This is a genomic window from Ruegeria sp. HKCCA4812 (genome assembly GCF_013034245.1).
Taxonomy (GTDB): Bacteria; Pseudomonadota; Alphaproteobacteria; order Rhodobacterales; family Rhodobacteraceae; genus Ruegeria.
In genome coordinates this window covers 122,785-143,868 of sequence record NZ_WQFQ01000004.1, presented here as the reverse complement: position 1 = coordinate 143,868, position 21,084 = coordinate 122,785, and the positions used below count along the sequence as shown (strand labels likewise).

Below are 21,084 nucleotides of genomic sequence, written 5' to 3'. Positions count from 1 at the left end.
TCAATCGTTAAATCTGTATCGGATTCGCTTTAGCAAGCGCATCAAATCGCATCAATGTGTCAACAAGTTGGGGCATCTGGTCGAGCGGGATCATATTTGGCCCGTCCGATGGGGCCGAGTCCGGGTCCTGATGGGTTTCGATGAACACGGCCCCAACACCCAGAGAAACGGCGGCGCGGGCCATTACCGGTGCAAATTCGCGTTGTCCGCCCGAAGACCCGCCCTTGCCTCCGGGTTGCTGCACGGAATGGGTGGCGTCCATCACCACCGGATACCCGGTTTTCGCCATTTGGGGCAGCGCACGCATATCGGCAACCAGCGTGTTGTAGCCAAATGAGGTGCCGCGTTCGGTCAGCAGGATATTCTGATTTCCGGTGCTTTCGATTTTGTCGACGATGTTGGTCATTTCCCAGGGTGCAAGGAATTGCCCCTTTTTCACATTGACCGCTTTGCCGGTGTTCCCGGCCGCCAGCAGCATGTCCGTCTGACGGCACAGGAATGCCGGAATTTGCAGAACGTCCACCGCCTCGGCGGCGATGGCGCATTGCGCTTCGGTATGAACATCGGTCAGAACCGGGATACCCATCGTTTTGCGGATGTCATCCAGTACGTTCAGCCCCGCATCGATGCCCATGCCACGCTTGCCCGACAGGGATGTTCGGTTCGCCTTGTCATAAGACGCCTTGAAGACGTATTGCGCCCCGGCTGCGTCGCAGGCTTCTTTCATCTTGCCCGCAATCATCTGCGCATGGTCTGCCGTTTCAAGCTGACATGGCCCAGCTATGATGGTCAGCGGAAGGTCGTTGCCGACTGTCAGGTCGGAGATTTTAACATGTTTCATGAGTTTTATGAGGATACCTGTTCACGAAGGACCGACGCGGTAAGCGAGATCATCAGGTAGATACCAGCAAACAACAGGAATGCCAAAATCGTATTTTCGAACTTGCGCGGATAACTGGGTTCCTGACTGGGAACGGGGTTGACCGAGACGGTCAGATAGCGCACCTGCCGGTTGGCTTCGGACCGGGTCGCTTCCATTTGCTGCATTGCCGTTTGCAGCATCATGTCACGCGCCGCCAGGTCCGCCTGCGCGATCTGGATACGCACGCTCAGCCGCGCCAGCGAGTTTTCGCCGTCCGAGGCATCCTGCATCTCGGCATTCAGTTCTCTCAGAACTTTTTCCAGGCGGGCGATATCTGCCTTGACGCCATCAACCTTTGCCTTGTTCGGGCGCAGGTTGTCCTGAAGCGCGGCGAGCTCAAGCTCTTTGTCCTGAACCAGTATTTCGATTTCGTTGATGCGGGCACGCAGGCTGGCAATGACGTTTTCGGGGTCAAGAACCGCGCCCTGAAGCTGAAGCTCGATCAACTCTTCCTGAGCCTGCCTGCGCGCTTCCTGCGCCGCTTCGAAACTTTGCAGCGCGTCGCGCATCTGGTCTTCACGTTTTTTTCCGGACAAGGCATTCACCCTGTCTTCGGCATAAGAGATCAGGCGCTCGGAAAATTCGGTCGATGTCTGCGCGTCGGGGGCGGCAACCTCCATCCGAATGACCCCTTCGGTCGGGTCATAGCCGATGGTGATCATGCGTTTGAACAGCTTATAGGCGTCTTCAAGCGAGGCGTCCGGTGCCAGTCTTTGAATAGGGTCGATCCATTCCTGCTTGAAGACATCAGAAAACCCGGCATCGCGGTCCAGCAACAGCAAAGCTTCTTTCGATTCCAGAAAGGACTGAACCGAGATCGAATCCTGCGTGGTGGCGAATTGCGTACCGGCAAGAAGACCGCCGATATTGCCCGGTCCGCCATCCGCTTGCAGGATCAGGAATTCGGAATCGCTGGCATACATCGGCGTGGCGATGCGGTAGAAATAGAAGCCGACAATGAAGGTCGGCAGGAACACAAAGGCCGCCAGACGCGCAAACAGTCCAAACAATTTACGCTTGCGACGACGGGCGATGTCTTTTTGGATTTGGCCAATTTCAAAATTGCGCCGCTCAGCCGGGCTGAGCTCGGGCCCGGGCAGGTTTGTTTTCTCTGCACCCATGGCCTGCGGCAGTTGAACGTTGATCCTGTCCTTGGGTTTGTCACCCTCGTCCGACGGCCTTGCGGCGGCAAGGTCCAGAAGATTGGTGCGCTGGAAGGGGTCGATGCCCTTTTTGCGCAGCAATCGCACCGCGTCATAGTCCGACGTCGCGGCCAGACCATGTTTCTGCGCCAGACGTCGTGCGATACGCAATTGACGGCCCGTCAGGCCTTCGCGCTTGATGTCATCCAGCTGCGTGCCGGGCTGCGCTTCGCCGGCGGCCTCGGGGCCCTGCGTCGCGTTGCGAATACGCGAGATGGCGTCCGATCGCGCCTCGGCCGAACTTTCCGTCTGGCGTCTGCGGCGCCAGTTGTATTTTCTAACCTTGGGTTTCGTAGTCATAAAGCTGCTTTGCCTCTTCCAAGGAGTCAAACATATACAATTGCCCGTCCAGAAGTACGGCCGCTTTCTGGGCGAATTTCTCCAACACGGACGGGCTGTGCGATACGATCACCAAAGTCGTCGTGCGCAACCTTTCCTTCAGGATCGCCCCTGCCTTTTCGTTGAATTCGACATCTGTTGTTGCCGGCATCCCTTCGTCGATGAGATACATGTCAAAGTCCAGCGCCAGCATCAAAGAAAAGGTGAAACGCGCCCTCATCCCAGAGGAGTAAGTGGCAAGGGGCTGGTCGAAATATTCGCCCAGACCGCAGAGCCATTTGCAGTAGGCCTCGATATAGTCGGGGTCCATACCGTAGATCTTGGCGATGTAGCGCGCGTTCTCAAGCGCTGACAGTTTTCCCGACACGCCACCGGTGAACCCCATGGGGAAAGAAACCCGGCATTCGCGACGGACCACGCCTTCGTCGGGTTTCTCCAGGCCGGCCATCATGTTGATCAACGTGGTTTTTCCGGTTCCGTTCGGGGCCAGAACGCCCAGTGAGGTGCCCAGTTCGACCCGAAACGAGACCCGATCCAGAATCACCTTGCGGCGCGTTCCGGTCCAGAAGGATTTGCTGACGTTGTCGAATTCTAGCATTCGGGGTCTGCTGCTCGTTTCGTTCGTGTTGTCGCACTTGCGGGCGGCCAGAAAGGGTATTTTTTACCGTCCCATGTTGGCTACATTATGTCGAATTATGAAACAAATGATCAATGCGGTCCGGTTGCGCGCATGAATGTCTGATTGGGTGCAGCAAAGGTTATCGGTCACTTGGTGCCGCGTCAGGTCGTTATTATCTGTTTTGGCAGCCAACAACAGACCGGATGGGCAGCGGCCTTCAGGATCAGATGAACGCGTTACGTCAGGAAATCCGCGCCTGCCGCTTGTGTGCCGACAGGTTCGCGCAAACAGAAACCGCACACGAGCCGCGCCCGGTGGTCTGGTTCCGCCCCGGAACACCGATCCTTGTCGCGGGGCAGGCACCGGGCGCCCGTGTGCACGAGTCGGGGCGGCCCTTCACCGACCCGTCCGGCGACAGGCTGCGGCACTGGCTGGGGATTGGTGAGTCGGTTTTTTACGATCGCGACCGTGTTTCGATCGTACCGATGGCGTTCTGCTTTCCTGGGTATGATGCGCGCAATGCTGATCTTCCGCCACCTGCGATTTGCCGCAAGACCTGGCACGACCGGGTGATGCAGGACCTGGGGCGTGTGCCGCTGACCGTGTTGGTTGGAGGTCATGCACACAAGTTTCATCTTGGCGCGCGCGGGTCGGTGACGGACACCGTTCGCAACTGGCGGGACCATGCGCCGCGGGTCTTTGCCTTGCCTCACCCGTCCTGGCGCAATACGGCATGGTTGAAGAAAAACCCGTGGTTCGAGGCTGAACTGCTGCCTGTTTTGCGTACACGGGTCCAAGAGGTGCTGAATGACTGAATCCACGGCGTTGGACACTGCGCATGCCGCGATGCAGGCGGACCCGACAAGTGATGCCGCCCGTCTGCGTTTCTTTGAACGGCTTGCCGATAGCGAGCTGTTTCTGATGCTGACCGAAGAAGCGCGGGACGAAAATATCTCGCCCGAATTGTTCGATGTGGCTGACGGGCGCTTTGTTCTGGCCTTTGATCGTGAGGACCGGCTGGCGCAGTTTGCCGGGCGGCCCGTGCCTTATGTGGCGCTGTCGGGGCGGGTGCTTTCGGGGATGCTGTCGGGGCAGGGCATCGGGCTTGGTTTGAACCTGGAGACTGCGCCATCTTCGATGCTGGTCCCTGCAGAAGCCTTGGAATGGTTGGCTGAAACGTTGCAACACAGCCCGCAAGAGGTCGAGGAAGAGCTTGCCGAGTTTTTGCCCCCTGCCGGTCTGCCGCAGAACCTGCTGACCGCACTGGATGCGAAACTGGCGACGGCGGGCGGACTTGCCAGCGCAGCCTATCTGGTTGCCACCAAGTCCAAATCGGGCGCGCAGGGCCATCTGTTGGGATTTGTCGATGCGATTGAAGGGGCCGAGCCCGCTTTGGCCAAGGCCGCGTCCGAGGCGCTGACCTTTTCCGGGATCGAGGCAGGCGCAATGGATGTCGGGTTTTTCACCGCAAGCGAGGCCGCCGCCGCGCTTCTGGCCAAGGTGGGCCTTCGGTTTGATCTGCCCCAGCCGCAAATTGCCGAAGCGGTCCGCGAAGCCCCCGGCAGCAATCCGGACAACCCACCCATTCTGAAATAACCATCCAAACGCAAACACGCGGCGCAAGCTGCACCGCGTGTCGTTGCGCCCGGGATGTGTTTATTCCGCCGCTGCTTCCAACTTGTCCTGCGTGCGGGTTTCGAAATCGCTGGCGTCGTGGCGTTCGTGAAGCTGCGTGTGCGGCTCGCCAAAGGCGCGGTTGACCATGCGGCCGCGCTGAACCGCAGGGCGCGCGTCGATAGCCTTGGCCCATCGCATGACGTTCTTGTAGGATTCCACGTCCAAGAACTCTGCCGCGCTGTAAAGGCGGCCCAGAACCAACTGGCCATACCAGGGCCAAATCGCCATGTCGGCGATGGAATAGTCTTCGCCCGCGATGAAGGTTTTCTCCGCCAGTTCACGATCCAGAACATCCAGTTGGCGCTTGGTCTCCATAGCGAAACGGTTGATCGGGTATTCCCATTTCTCGGGTGCATAGGCGTAGAAATGCCCGAATCCACCGCCCAGATACGGCGCGCTGCCCATCTGCCAGAACACCCAGTTCATCACCTCGGTTCGCTCGGGGCCGGATGCCGGCAGAAACGCGCCGAACTTTTCGGCCAGATGGAACAGGATCGAGGCGCTTTCAAAAACACGAACAGGTTTGTCGCCCGACCGATCCCAAAGCGCGGGGATTTTCGAGTTCGGGTTGGCCTCGACAAAGCCCGAGCTGAATTGATCGCCTTCTCCGATGTTGATCAGCCAGGCGTTGTATTCAGCGCCTTCATGACCAAGTGCCAGCAGCTCTTCCAGCATCACCGTGACTTTCACGCCATTGGGTGTCGCGAGCGAGTACAGCTGAAGAGGATGCTGTCCGACGGGCAAGTCCTTGTCATGGGTCGCTCCGGCGATCGGTCGGTTGATGTTGGCGAATTGTCCGCCACTTTTACTGTCCCAGGTCCAGACCGTTGGAGGGGTATAGGAGGGTTGGTCGCTCATCTCTTGCCTTTCTTGCCTATGTCAGGGCTGCCATACAGCTAATATTGCAAACCGCCGAGTCCAACCCCACTCAACTGGCGTATTCTGTAACAATCCGCCGCCAAACTCTCACGTTTTCTCGTGTCGGGTCACAGCGGCGTTAGGGGGACTACGCAGCGCTTGGGAATCGCATATTGTCCTGTCAGACCTGCCGCAAGGCATCACGGACTTAGTTGACCCGAAAAGGATGAACGACATGAAACGCTTTGCATTGACACTCGCTGCGGCCATAGCGCTGGCGGTTCCGGCTTTGGCCGGCCCTCAATATATCGACGGTACAGGTTTTGCTGTTTCGGGTTATGATGTCGTTGCCTATCGCAGCCTGGATCAGATGCCGGTGGGCCAGTCGCAGCCCGAAGGTGTGCGCGGAAATGCCAACATCACCGCCGAATACAACGGTGCGACCTGGGCTTTTGCGACCGAGGAAAACCGCGACAAATTTCTTGAAAACCCAGCATACTACGCGCCGCAATATGATGGGCACTGCGCTTACGGCGTGTCGCGTGGTGGCAAGGTTCCGGCAAATCCGAACCTGTGGCGGATCGTGGATGACAAGCTGTATCTCAACATCACCGACGTGGTCGTCGGATTTTTCGAGGAAGACATTCCAGGCAATATCAATCTTGCCGAAGGAAACTGGCCCGGTATCGAACCAAGCGACGCTTCTACCAATGTGATCCCGAAATTTACGTCTGAAGGCCCGATCGCAAACTGATCCGGCAACACAAGATCAGGGCCCGGCTGGTTCAGCCGGGCCCAGGCCGTTACCCCGCAAGCCAGAATTGATCCCGAATATCCTGATCGGCATCAAACCTGATCCGCACGCTCTTGGCGCCCGGAAACTTCCGTTCGCGGATCGTATCGGGGATGATGACTTCTCCGGCGCCGGTGTCTTTTGACTGAAAGCTCAGAATTTCAGCCTCGGTGTGGCGCGCGTTGGTCAGGACGGTCGTTGGCAAGGCCACGCGATTTGCCCCATGATGCACGGGCGTGGTGACAAAATAGGTCAGATGCCGCCCGTAACACCCGACCGCGTCGGGAACGTGATCCGAGACACATGCATCAGATCTGTCCTGAACATCCGCTTCATCCGGCATTTGTGGCAACCTCTGGTCGGGATTCAGCATCGCCTTGCAGGCGGCGATATCCTCCAGCGGAAGTTCGATGATGCGCTTTTTCAAGCGGGGTCGGCGTGGTTGCGGAGGGCCGGAACTGGCACCACCTTTTGTAACCAACCCTTCCTTGCGCAGAAAATCATATGCCGCTTTGGCGCGCGAAAAACCGGAACTGTCCCCATCCTTGTGATCGGGATGTGAATGGAAGGCGATCTGCCTCCAGGCGTCCCTGATCTCTTGGGAACCGGCGCAGGGACTCAACCCCAGATCCGCCAACGCATCCGCGCGCGCCCGCACTTTATCGACAGGTTCCATACTCAAAACACTCTTTACAAACTACACAGAACCAGTGTGGTCACAGTCATAGTTTTGTCAAATTTCTGGGATGATTTGCCGGGCTGGGGACAACAATCGCGATGCTGAGATTCAATTGTCCCTCAAAGGCGCCGTTTCAGGGGCGGGGTTGTGAAACAGTGCACATCTTCTGAAACGACAAACGCCCGGGCGTAAACGTAACCCGGGCGAATCATTGGGTTTTTTGAAAGTCAGGCGACGTTTTCCAACTCAACGCTCGGTGTAATGCCCAGTGCAAAGCAGACATCGCGCGTCAGTTCGGGACGGTTCAGTGTATAGAAGTGCAGCTTGTCCACGCCGCCTTCGATCAGGTCTGAACACAGCTCTGTGCAGATTGCCGTGGCCAACAGATCCTCACGCTCGTCGCGCACCGCCTTTTCAAACGCCTGTTCGACCCACAGGGGAATATGCGTGCCACAGCGCTTGGCGAAGTTGCGAGCACCTGCCCAGTTCTCGATCGGCAAGATACCAGGCACGATCGGTTTGTCGATACCGGCCTTGGCGCAAGCATCGCGGAACCGAAAAAAGGTTTCGGCTTCGAAGAAGAACTGTGTCAGCGCTTCGTCTGCGCCTGCGTCCAGCTTGGCCTTCAGCCAGTCCACATCCGCAGCCATGTTTGCAGCCTCGGGATGGGTGTCGGGATAGGCCCCGACACGGATGCTGAACATTTCGGTTTCGGCCAGAGCCTCGATCAGTTCGACTGAACTGGAAAACCCGTCGGGGTGCGGCACAAACTTGTCCTGACCCTTTGGCGGGTCGCCGCGCAGGGCGACGATGTCCTGCACGCCGGCGCGGGCAAAGGTGTCTGCGATCTCCAGCGTTTCCTGCCGCGAAGCATCGACACAGGTCAGATGAGCGGCCACGTTCAGGCCCGATGACTTGTGCAGGGTCGAAACCGCGTCGCGTGTCAGTTCACGCGTCGTGCCACCAGCGCCGTAGGTGACGGAAACAAAGCGGGGATCCAAAGGGGCCAATGTCTGGACCGTGTCCCAAAGGCGGAAAGAGGCTTCCAGAGTTTTGGGCGGAAAGAACTCGAAGGAAATTTCAGGTTTGGACATTGTGGCCTCACTGGATCAACTGAGCCTCTTGTGCCATGGCAAGCATTGTGAAACAAACTCATATTACTCAACAACAACATGAATGCTGTTTGAAATGCATATTGAATTCCGGCACCTGCGCACCATCAAGGCGATCCATGAATGCGGCGGGCTGGCCCGCGCTGCGGATCAGTTGAACATCACCCAGTCCGCATTGAGCCATCAAATCAAAGGGTTGGAGGATCAGGCCGGGGTCGAGCTGTTTCTGCGCCGCTCCAAACCCATGAAACTGTCGGCTGCCGGTTTGCGCCTGTTGCGATTGGCCGAGCAGATCCTGCCGCAGGTCGAAGCCGCCCAGAATGAATTTTCTTCGCTGCGGGACGGGCGCACAGGGCGGATGCACATAGCCATTGAATGCCACGCCTGTTTCGAATGGCTGTTCCCGGTGCTCGAATCCTTCAGGAAATCTTGGGGTGACGTCGATGTCGATATCCGCCCCGGTCTGGCCTTCGACGCGCTTCCGGCCTTGCAGAAGGAAGAGGTCGATCTGGTGGTCTCGTCCGATCCCGAAGACCTGCCGGGCGTCGAATTTGTCGAACTTTTTGATTATAACGCGGTGTTTGTGGCCGCTTCGACCCATCCCCTGGCCAAGAAAGGCTTTGTCGAGGCCGAGGATTTTCGCGGCCAGACCCTGATCACCTATCCGGTGGAACGCACGCGTCTGGATGTGTTCAGCCAGCTGTTGATCCCGGCACGGGTTGAGCCTGCAACGATCCGGCAGGTGGAACTGACCGCCGTCATTCTGCTGCTGGTTGCATCGAACCGGGGCATTTCAGTGCTGCCGGATTGGGTCGTGCGCGAGGTCAAATACAACTCGGACTACGTCACCAGACCCTTGACGAAAGAGGGTATTACACGGCGTCTCTATGCCGCGGTCCGGTCGGAAGATCTGGAGAAACCCTTTGTGCAGGAACTGGTGAAACTGGCCCGGGAAGAAGCGCGCAAGCTGCAATCCCAGTAACGGCGTTTCCTGCGGGTCTGTTATGCGCATCATTCCTCTTGGCAAGGGCGCATTGCGGCAGTATACGCGCGGTTTGACCGGACAGGAGCCTTTTGACAATGGTTGGCAGCGCAAATCTCAACATCATGATCAAGGCCGCGCGCAAGGCGGGGCGTTCTTTGGTTAAGGATTTCCGTGAAGTCGAGAATCTGCAGGTGTCGATGAAAGGCGCTGGTGATTTCGTCTCGAAGGCCGACATCGCCGCCGAAGCCATCCTGAAAGAAGAGCTGCTGGGCGCACGGCCGACCTATGGCTGGCTGGCCGAAGAGGGCGGCTCCATCGATGGCGAGGATCCGACCCGCCGCTGGATCGTCGATCCGCTGGACGGCACCACCAATTTCCTGCACGGCCTGCCGCATTGGGCGATTTCCATAGCACTGGAACACAAGGGCAAGATCGTTGCCGGCGTGATCTATGACGCCGCCAAGGACGAGATGTTCTTTGCTGAAAAGGGTGAGGGCGCCTGGATGAACGACACCCGTATTCGCGTGTCGGGTCGTCATCGCATGATTGAATCGGTCTTCGCGACCGGTTTGCCCTTTGGTGGCCGCTCGGATCTGCCTGCGACTTTGCAGGATCTGGCGCGTCTGATGCCCGCCTGCGCCGGTGTGCGTCGTTGGGGCGCCGCCGCGCTGGATATGGCATACGTGGCCGCAGGCCGATACGAAGGCTTTTGGGAACGCCGCCTGAATGCTTGGGATCTGGCCGCCGGTGTGATCATCGTCAAAGAGGCTGGCGGTTTCGTGCAGGCGCTGAACCCTGAAGGCAACGTGCTGGAAGATGGTGAAGTGATCTGTTCGAACGAACCGATCTTCGATCAGTTCGCCAAGGTGATCCGGGGCTAGGCGCCCTTTGAACCAGCTTTAGCGGCGCGGAACGCGCGGAATGCGGGATTGTGACAGCTTGTACTTCGCCTCCGGGTGGGGCGGGTGTCCATGGGTGCGATCCCAGAACTGAATTCCGCCGCGTCTCAGCCACAGCGGTATGCACAGGAACAGGCCAACGGCAAACCCTCCGGTATGGGCCCAATAGGCGATGCCGCCTTCGTCCGGATTGCTGGTGACGCTGCCAAAGAACTGTATCGCCAGCCAGACGCCCAGCATGATGAAGGCGGGAATGGTAAAGACCCTGAAATAGACGATCAGGATCAGCAGGATATCCACCCGTGCTTTCGGGAACAGCAACAGATACCCGCCCATCACGCCCGCAATCGCGCCCGAGGCCCCAACAGTGGGAACTTGGGACTCGGGCCCGGTGATGACGTGAATCAGGCCCGCGCCGATTCCAGCCGCCATGTAAAACAGCAGGAAGGGCAGATGGCCCATCTCGTCTTCCAGATTGTCACCGAAGATCCAAAGAAACAGCATGTTGCCCGCCAAGTGCATCCACCCCCCGTGCAGGAACATGGATGTCACGAGGGTTTCCAGTCCGAACCCGTCGCTGACCCGCGCCGGGATGATGGCGTAGTCGAAAAACAGCCTGCCGATCCGTGGCCCATCATCCATGATCCCCGCATAGCTGAGGAATATCAGGGTATTGGCCGCCAGCAAGGCATAGACAACATAAGGTGTGCGCCCCGAGGGGTTATGGTCGCGGATCGGAAACATGCCGTGACGCTGGGCTTTTGTGCGTCCAGCGTCAAGGCAAGCTTATGCCGCACCTCCCAACAAAGCTGCGTTTCCGCCCGCCGCGGTCGTGTCCACGCAGACATGGCGTTCACCCAGAACACGCGCGCGGTCGGGCTTGCCGGGTATAAGCGGCAGAATCGGGCCGTCGCGGCGCGCCAGATGCTGTTCGATCAGCCGCGCTGTTTCGTCATCTCCCCACCAAAACACGCCCGAAATGCCGGTCAGGTTTTCCAACCGGTGCAGGTCAAGCATCCCGGTCGCCTGAATGGCGGTGCCACCCAGCGCGAGTACAGCATCGGCCTGCGCACGCGCTGCGGCCTCTCCGGGTCCCAAGCACAGAAGAGGCGGACGGGGATACTCGCTCAGGCGGTTTGATTCACCGGTCGGGCCGGGCAGGGACCGGGTTTTGACCTGCGCAGGTTGACCTTGTGCCGCAGGCAGATCAGCCACGGCGCCCCAGGTATCCGCCGTGCTTTGACGGTCGGGAGCGCAGAACCGGATCATGTAGTTCGGCCCGCCCGCCTTGGGGCCCGTGCCTGACAATCCTTCGCCACCAAAGGGCTGAGACCCGACGATGGCGCCGATCTGATTGCGGTTCACATAGATGTTGCCCGCATGGATCGCCTCGGTCACATGCTGCACACGGTCGTCGATGCGGGTGTGCAGACCAAAGGTCAGGCCGTATCCGGTGGCGTTGATATCGGCGATGATCTTGTCGATCTCTTGCGACTTGAACCGGGCGACGTGCAGCACCGGGCCGAACACCTCGCGTTCCAGCGCGGCGATGCCGGGGATCTCGATCAGTGTCGGAGCAACAAAGATACCTTCGGGCGGCAACGGAAGCTCTTTCAGCACCCGCCCTTCGTGGCGCGCCTTGGTCACATGCTCGGCGATGCCCTGGCGGGCCTGTTCGTCGATCACCGGTCCGCAATCCGTCGACAAAAGCCAGGGGTCGCCGACCGACAGCGCATCCATCGCCCCTTTGAGCATGGTCAGAACGTCATCGGCGATGTCTTCCTGCAAATACAGGCAGCGCAGGGCGGAACAGCGCTGGCCCGCCGACTGAAAGGCGCTTTCGATGATCGACTGCACGGCCTGTTCGGGAAGGGCGGTGCTGTCGACGATCATTGCATTCAGACCGCCGGTTTCCGCAATCAGCGGCGTACCGGGGCGCATGGATCCGGCCATCGCCGCACGGATTTTCAGCGCGGTGGCTGTTGACCCGGTGAAGGCCACGCCCGAGACGCGCGGATCCGACGTCAGCGCCGCACCCACGGCGGGCCCACCTGGCAACAGTTGCAGCACATCGCGTGGTACCCCCGCCTCGTGCATAAGCTGAATGGCACGATGTGCGATCAGGGGCGTCTGGGGCGCAGGCTTGGCCAGAACTGCGTTTCCGGTTGCCAGCGCAGCAGAGATCTGCCCAGAGAAAATCGCCAGCGGGAAGTTCCACGGGCTGATGCAGGTGAAAATCCCCGCGGGTTCGGCATCGGGCATGTTGGCTGCATAGTAACGCAGGAAATCCACCGCCTCGCGCAGTTCGGCCACCGCATCAAGCAGCGACTTCCCGGCCTCACGTGCCAGCAGGGCAAACAACTCGCCATAATGGGCTTCGTAAAGATCGGCTGCGGCATTGAGGATGCGGGCGCGTTCGGCAGCTGGGGCATCCCAGGGGTTGGCCGAGGCCAGTGCCATTTCCACATCCGCCGCGCTGGCTGGGGCCACCGCGCCGGGCCTGTCCTGCGGCCGTGCCGGATTGATCACCGGCTCATCCGCATCGGGTTTGGCCGCGTCGGCCAGCAAGGGTTGCGCATACCAGTGATGGGCGCGGAACTGATCCCGTGCCGCATCAATCTGATCCAGGGTTGGTGTGTGATGCAGGTCAAAACCCCTGGAATTCGGTCTTTCAGGCTGGAACAATTCCGGCCCGGTCGGCAGTGCGGGCGGAGGGGTCCGGATCGCAACAAACGGATCGGCGGCGACCACTTCCGGTGGCACATCCTCGTCCACAATCTGGTTGACGAAGGATGAATTCGCACCGTTCTCCAACAAGCGCCGAACCAGATAAGCCAGCAAGTCGCGATGCGCCCCCACCGGTGCATAGATGCGGCACCGGGTGTTCTGCTTGCCCATCACGATCTGATGCAAGGTCTCGCCCATGCCGTGCAGGCGCTGGAACTCGAACGGTTGATCCTTGGCCATGTGAAGGATGGCGCTGACCGTGTGCGCGTTGTGCGTGGCAAATTGCGGATAGATCCGATCGGTCATGCCCAGCAGTTTGCGTGCATTGGCGATATAGGAGACGTCGGTTGCCGCCTTGTGCGTGAAGACGGGAAAGCCATCCACCCCTTCGACCTGCGCGCGTTTGATTTCGGTATCCCAATAGGCGCCCTTGACCAATCGCACCATAATCTGGCGATCGTGACGTTCGGCCATGCCGTACAGCGTATCCAGTACCAGGCCTGCGCGCGGGCCATAGGCCTGAACCACGATGCCAAACCCGTGCCAGCCGGCAAGGGCCGGGTCGGACATCACCGCCTCTATCACCTGCAACGACAGCGACAGGCGATCCGCCTCTTCTGCATCGACGTTCAGGCCCATTCCGGCCGCCTTTGCCAGCAGGGCCAGCGCCCGCAGCCGCGGCACCAGCTCGTCCATCACACGCTGTTCCTGTGCCAGCTCATAACGGGGGTGCAGAGCGGACAGTTTTACCGAAATGCCCGGGTTGGCGCGGATGTCGTCATGGATGCAGGCCTCGGCAATGGCCGAGATGGCGCGGGAATAGGACAGGTGATAGCGCGCCGCGTCCGCTTCGGTTCGGGCTGCTTCGCCCAGCATGTCGTAGGAATAGGTATAGCCTTTCTCCTCCATCCCGCGTGCGCGGTCCATGGCGGACTGAATGGTTTCCCCCAGAACGAACTGCCGGCCCATCTCTTTCATCGCGTGCGCCACGGCAGTGCGGATCACCGGCTCGCCCAACCGCTTGATCGCACCGCGCAGCGCCCCGACCGGAGACGCCTTGCCCTCGTCCAGAACCTTTCCGGTCAACATCAGTGCCCATGTCGAGGCATTCACCAGCGAGGACGAGGATTGCCCCAGATGCTTGCCCCAATCGGAGGGCGCGATCTTGTCTTCGATCAGCGCGTCAATTGTGTCGGCATCCGGCACGCGCAGCAACGCTTCGGCCAGACACATCAGGGCGATGCCTTCGTCGGTGGATAGGCCATATTCGGCCAGAAACACCTCCATCAACCCCGGAGAAGTGCTGGACCGGATGTCGCGCACAAGCTGCGCAGCCGCGGCGCCGATGGCGCTGCGATCCGTGTCCGTCAGGCTGGCCTGAGAGATCAGTGTCTCAAGAACTGCCGACTGATCGGCATAGGTGGAAGTATCGATGAGGGTGCGCAGGCTGTGTGACATATGTCCTCCGGTCTTTGTGATAATATAATGCGGAAAAATCAGGACAACGGACTGAGTTTGATGTAATTGAAGGAGAATGACCTGAATTTTTGGCATCGGACAGTTCAAATGAGTTTTCCTGATCTTGATCGGTTTGACCGGTCGATTCTAAGGATTCTGGCCGAGGACGGCCGTATCTCGGTGGCCGATCTTGCGCGCGAGATCGGGCTGTCGAAATCTCCGACGCAGGCGCGGCTCAAACGGCTGGAGGCGAGCGGAGTGATCACGGGCTATCGGGCGATGCTGGATCCGATCCGGCTGGGGCTGGATCACGTCGCGTTTGTCGAGGTGCGTTTGACCGATACCCGCGAAAAGGCGCTGGCCGAGTTCAACGCAGCCGTCCGCAAAACCGCCGAGGTCGAGCAGGCCCATATGATCGCGTCCAATTTTGACTATCTTCTGAAAGTGCGCACCGCCACGATGTCGGAATACCGCCGTGTATTGGCCGAGAAGATCTCGTCTCTGCCGCATGTCGCCAATACCTCAACTTTTGTTGCGATGGAGGCCGTGAAGGAAACCGGTATGCTGGGCGGTTTTGAACATCAGCCTTGACGCGGTGGAATTATGGCCCACCCTTGTTTCGTGATGCGAACCTGTGCTGCAACGTTTTTACTGATCGCGTGTTCATGCTTGGCCATGGCCGAGACATGCCCCACGGCTCCGGATCATATCGAAGGTGTGGATTCGCTGATCAAGCAGGTCCAAAAGGCGCAATCGCAAAGCGACGCCCGGGTCATCTCGAATAAAATGTGGGAACTTTGGACAGACGCGCCGGATGCCCGGTCGCAGACCCTGCTGGATCGAGGAATGGCGCGACGAGAGGCGTGGGATTTGTCGGGCGCATTGGACGATTTCAACCAACTTGTCGAATATTGCCCGGATTACGCCGAAGGCTACAATCAGCGTGCTTTCGTAAACTATCTGAGGCAGGATTTTGACGCGGCATTGCGCGACCTGAATGTCACGATCGAAATGTCGCCAAACCATATCGGTGCGCTGAGTGGGCGAGCTTTGTCCCTGATGGGGTTGAGACGCCTGGAAGACGCGCGTGCAGCACTGTCCGAGGCGCTTGAGCTCAACCCGTGGCTGTCCGAGCGGGCCTTGTTGGAGCCAGGCGGCCTTCTGGAGCCGCCCGGAGAAGATATCTGACAGCCGGATCGGGCAAGTTTGGACGCCGGGCGAAATCGCCAAACAGGTGCCGTTCGCGGCCACCTCGGGGACTTTGGCCCCGTAATCAGAAGGGCAAATGGGTGGCAAAGCCGTCAGCGTGACAGTATCCGGCGCTTTTCGGCCATGGCTTCGCGTCGCCGCTGTTCGATCCCGAGTTTGAATGATTCTTCAACAAAGTCGATGTGATCCTTTGCCGCTTTTTCGGCCCGCTTCTCATCCCCTTCGATCACCGCGCGACCAAGTTCGAGATGTTGTTGCAGCAGCTTTTCGCCGGTCCCGTCAATCGTGCGCAAGAAGTCGCGATTGTAGAAAACGCCCTTGCGGGTGAGTTCGTAGATCGACGCCATCATGTGGATCAGGGTCGCGTTCTGGCTGGCATCCACAATCGCGGAATGCAGCGCAAAGTCCGCCTCTTGCGAAGCCTTGGCGTCCTGCTCCTGCCAGGCACGCTCGTTTTCATCAAGGATCTCGGAAATCCGTTCCTTGTCTGCCTTGGTGGCGCGACGTGCGGCAAGCCGGGCCGCGAAACCTTCCTGCTCGCGGCGATACTCCAGATAGTCGAAGAAAGCCGGCTCGTGGCGTTCGTACAAAGCAAGAAGCGCGGGCATCATGGCTTGTCCGGTCAGGGCCGCGACGAATGTTCCCTCACCGTGTTGCGTTGTGACCAGCCCGCGTTCTTCCAGCACCTGAAGGGCCTCGCGCAACTTCGGGCGCGACACGCGCAACATCTCGGCCAGATCGCGCTCGGAAGGCAGTTTTCGGCCCTGCTTCAGGATGCCCGAAGCGATCAGGTCCTCGACCTGTGAAACCACCGCATCAGCCAGCGATTCGTGTCCAACCGGTTCAAAAATCGCCGTGGTGTTCATGAGATATTGCCCCGTGTGACGCTGAAATAACCAGAATAACTGGTAAACAAAGATAACCATATCCGTTCAGATTTCAAGCGCGAGGCTGTTCTTCCCGGACGTGAATTACGTGTCTGTTTCTGAATGATTTTTGGAGAATCTGTTGTTCTTTGAGGCAGTCGTATCGGGATTTTGCAGGGCTTGTAGAAGGCGAGATTCCAGTTTCGGTTAGCGCCAGTGGTAAACAAAGTTATTGACTGGTTTAAGCTGGTAAAGTTAGTTTACCACCGGAGCGGCGCTGGAAGAGCCTGCGCCACTGATCGGAGAAAACCCGACCAACCCTGGAGGAGATTTCATGAAGAAGACCCTGACAAGCCTGGCCGTGGCCGCCAGCCTGCTGGCGGCACCCGCAGTTGCGGCGGACAAGCTGCTGCTGAAAACACCGATTGCCTTTTCGACCGAACTGCCGGGCCTGGGTTCGCCTATTCCACGTGTGGCTGATCAGCTGGAACTGATGTCCGGCGGCACGCTGAAGATGAAGGTGTACGAGCCGGGAAAACTGGTGCCGCCCTTCGAAATTCTGGACGCCGTGTCCACCGGCAAGATCAACTCGGGTTACACTACGGCCGGTTACTGGGCCGGAAAAATCCCGGCTGCGCCGCTGTTCTCGGCCGTGCCGTTCGGCCCCGAGGCGGGCGAATACATGGCTTGGCTGTATTATGGCAACGGCATGACCCTGTATCAGGAGATGTATGATCAGGCCGGTTACAACGTCAAAGTACTGCCCTGCGCCATCATCGCGCCGGAAACCTCGGGCTGGTTCGCGTCCGAAATCAATTCGCCCGAGGACCTGAACGGGCTGAAGATGCGTTTCTTTGGTCTGGGCGGCAAAGTGATGCAAAAACTGGGTGTGGCGACCTCGCTGCTGCCAGGTGGCGAGATCTTCCCCGCATTGGAAAAAGGCGCGATTGACGCGACCGAGTTTTCAATGCCTGCCATCGACGCGCGCCTGGGCTTCCACAAGCTGGTCAAGTTCAACTATTTCCCCGGCTGGCATCAGCAGGCGACCGTGTTTGAACTGCTGATCAACAAGGACGTCTGGAACGAAACCAGCGATCAGCACAAGGCAATCATCGAAAGCGCCTGCAAGGCTTCGATGGCGGACAGCTTTGCCGAAGGCGAAGCCATCCAGCACGCGGCCCTGATCGACAACGTTGAAAACAACGGCGTCACCATCAAGCAGTGGTCGCCCGAGATGCTGGATACCTTCCGCGCGACCTGGGAAGAGGTTGCCGCAGAAGAAGCCGCCAATGATGCCTTCTTTGCCAAGGTTCTGGCCGACATGAACGAATTCCGAGACGGCTATAACCTCTGGAAGACGAACGCCTTCCTCCCACGTCAGTAATCTCTCCCTCACTGACGTTGCTGGGGCGGCCCGATCCGCCGCTCCGGTTCCTGCTTTTCGATCTTCGGACTTTCTAACCTTTCACTACCCGTATTCCGGGTTGCTGAGCGAGGAATGACCATGACCACCCAAAAGAACCTCAACGATCCGGTCGAAGCCTATGAAGGCATCCTGGAACACCCCGATTCCGACCGCCAGAAAATCGCCGTCGCGATCGACGCCGGGGTCAAGGCTGTGGGTCATGTCGTCATGTGGGCCAATGTCCTGCTGATGGGCGCGATCTTCGCACAGGTCTCGCTGCGCTACCTGTTCAGCCAGAACTACCCGAAACTGGATGAGATCCAGTGGCATTTCTATGGAATCGTCACGATGATCGGCATCTCGTATGCCCTGATCACCGACAGCCATGTGCGTGTGGACGTCCTGCATATGCAGCTTTCGCGCCGCGCGCAGCGGATCATCGAGGTGATCGGCATCCTGACCCTGCTGACCCCGTTCATCTATCTGATGGTCGATCAGGGTTATGATTATTTCTACGAAAGCTTCCGCGTCAACGAACGCTCGGACAGCCCAACTGGCCTGCCTGCGCGTTGGGCTTTCAAGGCGGTGATTCCGATCAGCTTTGTCCTGTTGGCGCTGGCCGCGTTGGCACGGTTGATCCATGACGGGCACGCGCTGATCTACGGGCCGGCCTCGGAACGTGAAGGCGCGCCGCTGCGCCGTATTCTGCTGGTTCTGGCCGTGTTCGCCGCTGTTTGCGTGGGCTTGACCTTCCTTGTCGAAACGACCGAGGAAAAGCTGGTCATCGCGATGTTCCTGACCTTCATTGCGCTGCTGTTCACTGGCTATCCGGTGGCATGGGTGCTGGCGGGTGTCGGTGTGGCTTATTGCGGTCTGGCTTACTTGTTCGACAACGATCTTATGCTGTGGACGGGTCTTGAGAGCACCTTTACCGGGCTTGATTACCTGACCCTGGGTGCTGTGGTGAACCGGGTCTACGCGACCATGTCCAACGCGGTTCTGGTTGCGCTCCCGATGTTCATCTTCATGGGGCTGATGCTGGACGAATCCGGAGTGGCCGAGCGTCTGATGTCCTCGATGCAGCGCCTGTTCGGGACGGTGCGCGGAGGACTGGCCATCACCGTGACCCTGATCGGGATCATTCTGGCGGCCTCGACCGGCATCATTGGTGCCTCGGTTGTTCTGCTGGGCGTACTGTCGCTGCCGTCGATGATGCAGCAGAAGTACCAGCCGACGCTGGCGGCGGGCGTGGTTTCGGCCTCGGGGACATTGGGCATTCTGATCCCGCCCTCAATCATGCTGGTGATCATGGCCGACCAGATGGCGCTGTCCGTCGGAGACCTGTTTATGGCCGCGGTTTTCCCGGGCGTGATCATCGGCGGGCTGTACCTGACCTACATCTTCATTCTGGCTCTGGTGAAACGCGACGCGGCCCCCGTGCCCGAAGGCGCCAAAGCCCCCGACTGGGCAGCCGTTAAGGACGTGCTGATCGCCGTCATCCCGACGCTGATGCTGATCCTTGCCGTGCTGGGGTCGATCTTTGCCGGTCTGACCACGCCAACCGAAGCGTCCGGCATCGGTGCCTTGGGTGCGACCCTGCTGGCGCTGGGCTATCGCAAGCTGACCTTTGCCAAGCTGTGGAACGTGTTGGTGTCGACCTTCAACACCACCGCCTATATCTTTGCGATCTTCCTCGGCGCGACCGTGTTCTCATACGTGCTGCGCGAGTTGGGCGGGGATGAGTTGATCGAACATGTGGTGCAATCCACCGGCTTTGGTGCCAACGGGACAATTCTGTTCATCCTGTTCATCGTCTTCCTGCTGGGCTTCGTGCTGGACTGGATCGAGATCACGCTGATCGTGCTGCCCCTGATGCGCCCCATCGTGAACGGTCTGGGCATCGACATCCCAGGCTTTGGCGTTCTGGATGAACCGGCGCTGGTGTGGTTTGTGATCCTGGTTGCGGTGACGCTGCAAACCAGCTTCCTGACGCCGCCTGTTGGCTTTGCCTTGTTCTATCTCAAAGGTGTTTGCCCACCAGAGATCAAGCTGACGCATATCTACAAGGGCATCATCCCATTTGTCCTGCTGCAATTGACCGGATTGGCGCTAGTGTTCCTGTGGCCGACCCTCGCCACCTGGTTGCCGTCGGTCGCCTACTAAGGAGCTTATCGGATGCGCCTGAGCCAATGTCATAACTTCCACGACTTCCGGCGGCTGGCCAAGCAACGACTGCCGGGGCCGATCTTCAATTACATCGACGGTGGCGCGGATGATGAGGTGACGTATCGGGAAAACACCAAGGCGTTCGACCGCTGCGATCTGTTGCCTTCGGTCCTGCGCGGGGTTTCGGACGTGGACATGTCCGTCACGGTGATGGGGCAGAAACTGGACATGCCGGTCTATTGCTCACCCACCGCGTTGCAGCGCCTGTTCCACCATCAGGGCGAGCGCGCCGTCGCGGCGGCGGCCGAGAAATACGGCACCATGTTCGGAGTATCCTCTCTGGGCACCGTCTCGCTGGAGGAGCTGCGCCAAAAACACAAGAACCCGCAGGTCTATCAATTCTACTTCCACAAGGATCGCGGGTTGAACGCCGCCATGATGCAGCGCGCCAAAGAGGCGGGCGTCGAGGTCATGATGCTGACCGTCGACAGCATCACTGGCGGCAACCGCGAGCGTGATCTGCGCACGGGGTTCTCGATCCCGTTCCGCTTGACGCTGGGCGGCATGATACAGTTTGCGATCAAGCCGATGTGGGGCATCAACTATGTCACCCATGAAAAGTTCCGGCTGCCTCAGCTTGAGGAACATGTGGATATGGGCGGTGGGGCCAGTTCCATCGGTGGGTATTTCACCGACATGCTGGATCCGTCGATGAACTGGGATGACGTGGCGCAGATGGTGCGCGACTGGGATGGTCAGTTCTGCTTGAAGGGGATCATGACCGTCGAGGATGCCAAACGCGCGGCTGAGATCGGTTGCACCGGCATCATCCTGTCGAACCACGGTGGCCGCCAACTGGACGGATCGCGCACGCCGTTCGATCAACTGGCCGAGATTGTCGATGCCGTCGGCGACAAGCTGGACGTGATGATGGACAGCGGCATTCAGCGTGGCACCCATGTGCTCAAGGCGCTTTCGATCGGGGCCAAAGCCGTGGGTATCGGGCGGCACTACCTGTATCCTCTGGCTGCTGCGGGGCAGGCTGGGGTCGAACGGGCCCTTGGGCTGATGCGTGCCGAGATCGAGCGCGACATGAAACTGATGGGTGTCACCAGTGTTGGCCAGCTCAGCCGCGAGAATATTCGTTTCCGCAATCCCTAACCCGAAA

Annotated in this window: 19 protein-coding genes; 10 read left to right on the top strand and 9 right to left on the bottom strand. The window is 59.1% G+C overall.

The window, feature by feature from the left end:
- Nucleotides 1-7 precede the first annotated feature (7 nt).
- Genes kdsA through GOW04_RS13150 form a run of 3 tightly spaced genes read right to left on the bottom strand, consistent with a single transcriptional unit; the run spans nt 8 to nt 3,061 of the window.
- The gene (gene kdsA, locus GOW04_RS13160) at nt 8-841 is read right to left on the bottom strand and encodes a 3-deoxy-8-phosphooctulonate synthase (RefSeq protein WP_171232851.1); all 834 of its coding nucleotides are present in this window, start codon (nt 839-841) and stop codon (nt 8-10) included.
- A gap of 5 nt (nt 842-846) precedes the next feature.
- Nucleotides 847-2,424: a capsule biosynthesis protein gene (locus GOW04_RS13155; RefSeq protein WP_152458944.1), complete on the bottom strand. Its 1,578-nt coding sequence runs from the start codon at nt 2,422-2,424 to the stop codon at nt 847-849.
- Entirely contained in the window at nt 2,402-3,061 is a 660-nt protein-coding gene (locus GOW04_RS13150; protein ID WP_152458943.1) for an ABC transporter ATP-binding protein, read from the bottom strand. The genes GOW04_RS13155 and GOW04_RS13150 overlap by 23 nt, the downstream gene beginning before the upstream one ends.
- Nucleotides 3,062-3,285: 224 nt before the next feature.
- On the opposite strand from GOW04_RS13150, the gene GOW04_RS13145 reads away from it, so the two are divergent.
- Both GOW04_RS13145 and GOW04_RS13140 read left to right on the top strand, forming a co-directional pair.
- Nucleotides 3,286-3,897 carry a uracil-DNA glycosylase family protein gene (locus GOW04_RS13145; protein ID WP_254430145.1) on the top strand — a complete coding sequence of 204 codons (612 nt, stop codon included), beginning with the start codon at nt 3,286-3,288 and terminating at the stop codon, nt 3,895-3,897.
- The gene (locus GOW04_RS13140; RefSeq protein WP_171232850.1) at nt 3,890-4,678 is read left to right on the top strand and encodes an SseB family protein; all 789 of its coding nucleotides are present in this window, start codon (nt 3,890-3,892) and stop codon (nt 4,676-4,678) included. Before GOW04_RS13145 ends, GOW04_RS13140 begins: the two co-directional genes overlap by 8 nt.
- A 60-nt stretch (nt 4,679-4,738) precedes the next feature.
- On the opposite strand, the gene yghU is transcribed toward GOW04_RS13140, so the two are convergent.
- Nucleotides 4,739-5,617: a glutathione-dependent disulfide-bond oxidoreductase gene (gene yghU, locus GOW04_RS13135; RefSeq protein WP_171232849.1), complete on the bottom strand. Its 879-nt coding sequence runs from the start codon at nt 5,615-5,617 to the stop codon at nt 4,739-4,741.
- A gap of 235 nt (nt 5,618-5,852) precedes the next feature.
- On the opposite strand from yghU, the gene GOW04_RS13130 reads away from it, so the two are divergent.
- Nucleotides 5,853-6,371 (top strand): YHS domain-containing (seleno)protein, encoded by a 519-nt coding sequence (locus tag GOW04_RS13130; RefSeq protein WP_171232848.1) that lies wholly within the window; start codon nt 5,853-5,855, stop codon nt 6,369-6,371.
- A gap of 49 nt (nt 6,372-6,420) precedes the next feature.
- Here GOW04_RS13130 and GOW04_RS13125 read toward each other — a convergent pair whose 3' ends face one another.
- Entirely contained in the window at nt 6,421-7,086 is a 666-nt protein-coding gene (locus tag GOW04_RS13125) for a J domain-containing protein (RefSeq protein WP_171232847.1), read from the bottom strand.
- A 230-nt stretch (nt 7,087-7,316) separates the two neighbouring features.
- Nucleotides 7,317-8,183: a methylenetetrahydrofolate reductase [NAD(P)H] gene (gene metF / locus GOW04_RS13120; RefSeq protein WP_171232846.1), complete on the bottom strand. Its 867-nt coding sequence runs from the start codon at nt 8,181-8,183 to the stop codon at nt 7,317-7,319.
- A gap of 94 nt (nt 8,184-8,277) precedes the next feature.
- Between metF and GOW04_RS13115 the strand changes: the two genes are divergently transcribed.
- The gene (locus GOW04_RS13115) at nt 8,278-9,183 is read left to right on the top strand and encodes a LysR family transcriptional regulator (protein WP_171119037.1); all 906 of its coding nucleotides are present in this window, start codon (nt 8,278-8,280) and stop codon (nt 9,181-9,183) included.
- A gap of 98 nt (nt 9,184-9,281) precedes the next feature.
- The gene (locus tag GOW04_RS13110; protein WP_171118687.1) at nt 9,282-10,067 is read left to right on the top strand and encodes an inositol monophosphatase family protein; all 786 of its coding nucleotides are present in this window, start codon (nt 9,282-9,284) and stop codon (nt 10,065-10,067) included.
- Between the two features lie 18 nt (nt 10,068-10,085).
- Here GOW04_RS13110 and GOW04_RS13105 read toward each other — a convergent pair whose 3' ends face one another.
- Both GOW04_RS13105 and putA read right to left on the bottom strand, forming a co-directional pair.
- A complete protein-coding gene (locus GOW04_RS13105; RefSeq protein ID WP_171206233.1) occupies nt 10,086-10,829 on the bottom strand; it encodes a rhomboid family intramembrane serine protease in 744 nt (247 codons plus the stop codon).
- A 42-nt stretch (nt 10,830-10,871) separates the two neighbouring features.
- Entirely contained in the window at nt 10,872-14,270 is a 3,399-nt protein-coding gene (gene putA, locus GOW04_RS13100) for a bifunctional proline dehydrogenase/L-glutamate gamma-semialdehyde dehydrogenase PutA (RefSeq protein WP_171232845.1), read from the bottom strand.
- A gap of 108 nt (nt 14,271-14,378) precedes the next feature.
- Between putA and GOW04_RS13095 the strand changes: the two genes are divergently transcribed.
- Nucleotides 14,379-14,861 carry an Lrp/AsnC family transcriptional regulator gene (locus tag GOW04_RS13095; RefSeq protein ID WP_152458934.1) on the top strand — a complete coding sequence of 161 codons (483 nt, stop codon included), beginning with the start codon at nt 14,379-14,381 and terminating at the stop codon, nt 14,859-14,861.
- An 84-nt stretch (nt 14,862-14,945) separates the two neighbouring features.
- Nucleotides 14,946-15,458 (top strand): hypothetical protein, encoded by a 513-nt coding sequence (locus GOW04_RS13090; protein ID WP_171232844.1) that lies wholly within the window; start codon nt 14,946-14,948, stop codon nt 15,456-15,458.
- Between the two features lie 113 nt (nt 15,459-15,571).
- On the opposite strand, the gene GOW04_RS13085 is transcribed toward GOW04_RS13090, so the two are convergent.
- Nucleotides 15,572-16,345, bottom strand: coding sequence for a FadR/GntR family transcriptional regulator (locus GOW04_RS13085; RefSeq protein WP_152458933.1), 774 nt, complete (start codon nt 16,343-16,345; stop codon nt 15,572-15,574).
- Nucleotides 16,346-16,679: 334 nt separating this feature from the next.
- On the opposite strand from GOW04_RS13085, the gene GOW04_RS13080 reads away from it, so the two are divergent.
- From GOW04_RS13080 to GOW04_RS13070, 3 genes are all read left to right on the top strand, one after another.
- Entirely contained in the window at nt 16,680-17,729 is a 1,050-nt protein-coding gene (locus tag GOW04_RS13080; RefSeq protein WP_152458932.1) for a TRAP transporter substrate-binding protein, read from the top strand.
- A gap of 114 nt (nt 17,730-17,843) precedes the next feature.
- Nucleotides 17,844-19,913, top strand: a complete 2,070-nt coding sequence (locus GOW04_RS13075) for a TRAP transporter large permease subunit (protein WP_371814400.1) — start codon at nt 17,844-17,846, stop codon at nt 19,911-19,913.
- Between the two features lie 12 nt (nt 19,914-19,925).
- Entirely contained in the window at nt 19,926-21,077 is a 1,152-nt protein-coding gene (locus GOW04_RS13070; RefSeq protein ID WP_171118676.1) for an alpha-hydroxy acid oxidase, read from the top strand.
- Nucleotides 21,078-21,084 lie beyond the last annotated feature (7 nt).

Coding starts and splice junctions, on each gene's coding strand:
- kdsA (WP_171232851.1), bottom strand. CDS start 841: ATGAAACATGTTAAAATCTCCGACCTGACAGTCGGCAACGACCTTCCG.
- GOW04_RS13155 (WP_152458944.1), bottom strand. CDS start 2,424: ATGACTACGAAACCCAAGGTTAGAAAATACAACTGGCGCCGCAGACGC.
- GOW04_RS13150 (WP_152458943.1), bottom strand. CDS start 3,061: ATGCTAGAATTCGACAACGTCAGCAAATCCTTCTGGACCGGAACGCGC.
- GOW04_RS13145 (WP_254430145.1), top strand. CDS start 3,286: ATGGGCAGCGGCCTTCAGGATCAGATGAACGCGTTACGTCAGGAAATC.
- GOW04_RS13140 (WP_171232850.1), top strand. CDS start 3,890: ATGACTGAATCCACGGCGTTGGACACTGCGCATGCCGCGATGCAGGCG.
- yghU (WP_171232849.1), bottom strand. CDS start 5,617: ATGAGCGACCAACCCTCCTATACCCCTCCAACGGTCTGGACCTGGGAC.
- GOW04_RS13130 (WP_171232848.1), top strand. CDS start 5,853: ATGAAACGCTTTGCATTGACACTCGCTGCGGCCATAGCGCTGGCGGTT.
- GOW04_RS13125 (WP_171232847.1), bottom strand. CDS start 7,086: ATGGAACCTGTCGATAAAGTGCGGGCGCGCGCGGATGCGTTGGCGGAT.
- metF (WP_171232846.1), bottom strand. CDS start 8,183: ATGTCCAAACCTGAAATTTCCTTCGAGTTCTTTCCGCCCAAAACTCTG.
- GOW04_RS13115 (WP_171119037.1), top strand. CDS start 8,278: ATGCATATTGAATTCCGGCACCTGCGCACCATCAAGGCGATCCATGAA.
- GOW04_RS13110 (WP_171118687.1), top strand. CDS start 9,282: ATGGTTGGCAGCGCAAATCTCAACATCATGATCAAGGCCGCGCGCAAG.
- GOW04_RS13105 (WP_171206233.1), bottom strand. CDS start 10,829: ATGTTTCCGATCCGCGACCATAACCCCTCGGGGCGCACACCTTATGTT.
- putA (WP_171232845.1), bottom strand. CDS start 14,270: ATGTCACACAGCCTGCGCACCCTCATCGATACTTCCACCTATGCCGAT.
- GOW04_RS13095 (WP_152458934.1), top strand. CDS start 14,379: ATGAGTTTTCCTGATCTTGATCGGTTTGACCGGTCGATTCTAAGGATT.
- GOW04_RS13090 (WP_171232844.1), top strand. CDS start 14,946: ATGGCCGAGACATGCCCCACGGCTCCGGATCATATCGAAGGTGTGGAT.
- GOW04_RS13085 (WP_152458933.1), bottom strand. CDS start 16,345: ATGAACACCACGGCGATTTTTGAACCGGTTGGACACGAATCGCTGGCT.
- GOW04_RS13080 (WP_152458932.1), top strand. CDS start 16,680: ATGAAGAAGACCCTGACAAGCCTGGCCGTGGCCGCCAGCCTGCTGGCG.
- GOW04_RS13075 (WP_371814400.1), top strand. CDS start 17,844: ATGACCATGACCACCCAAAAGAACCTCAACGATCCGGTCGAAGCCTAT.
- GOW04_RS13070 (WP_171118676.1), top strand. CDS start 19,926: ATGCGCCTGAGCCAATGTCATAACTTCCACGACTTCCGGCGGCTGGCC.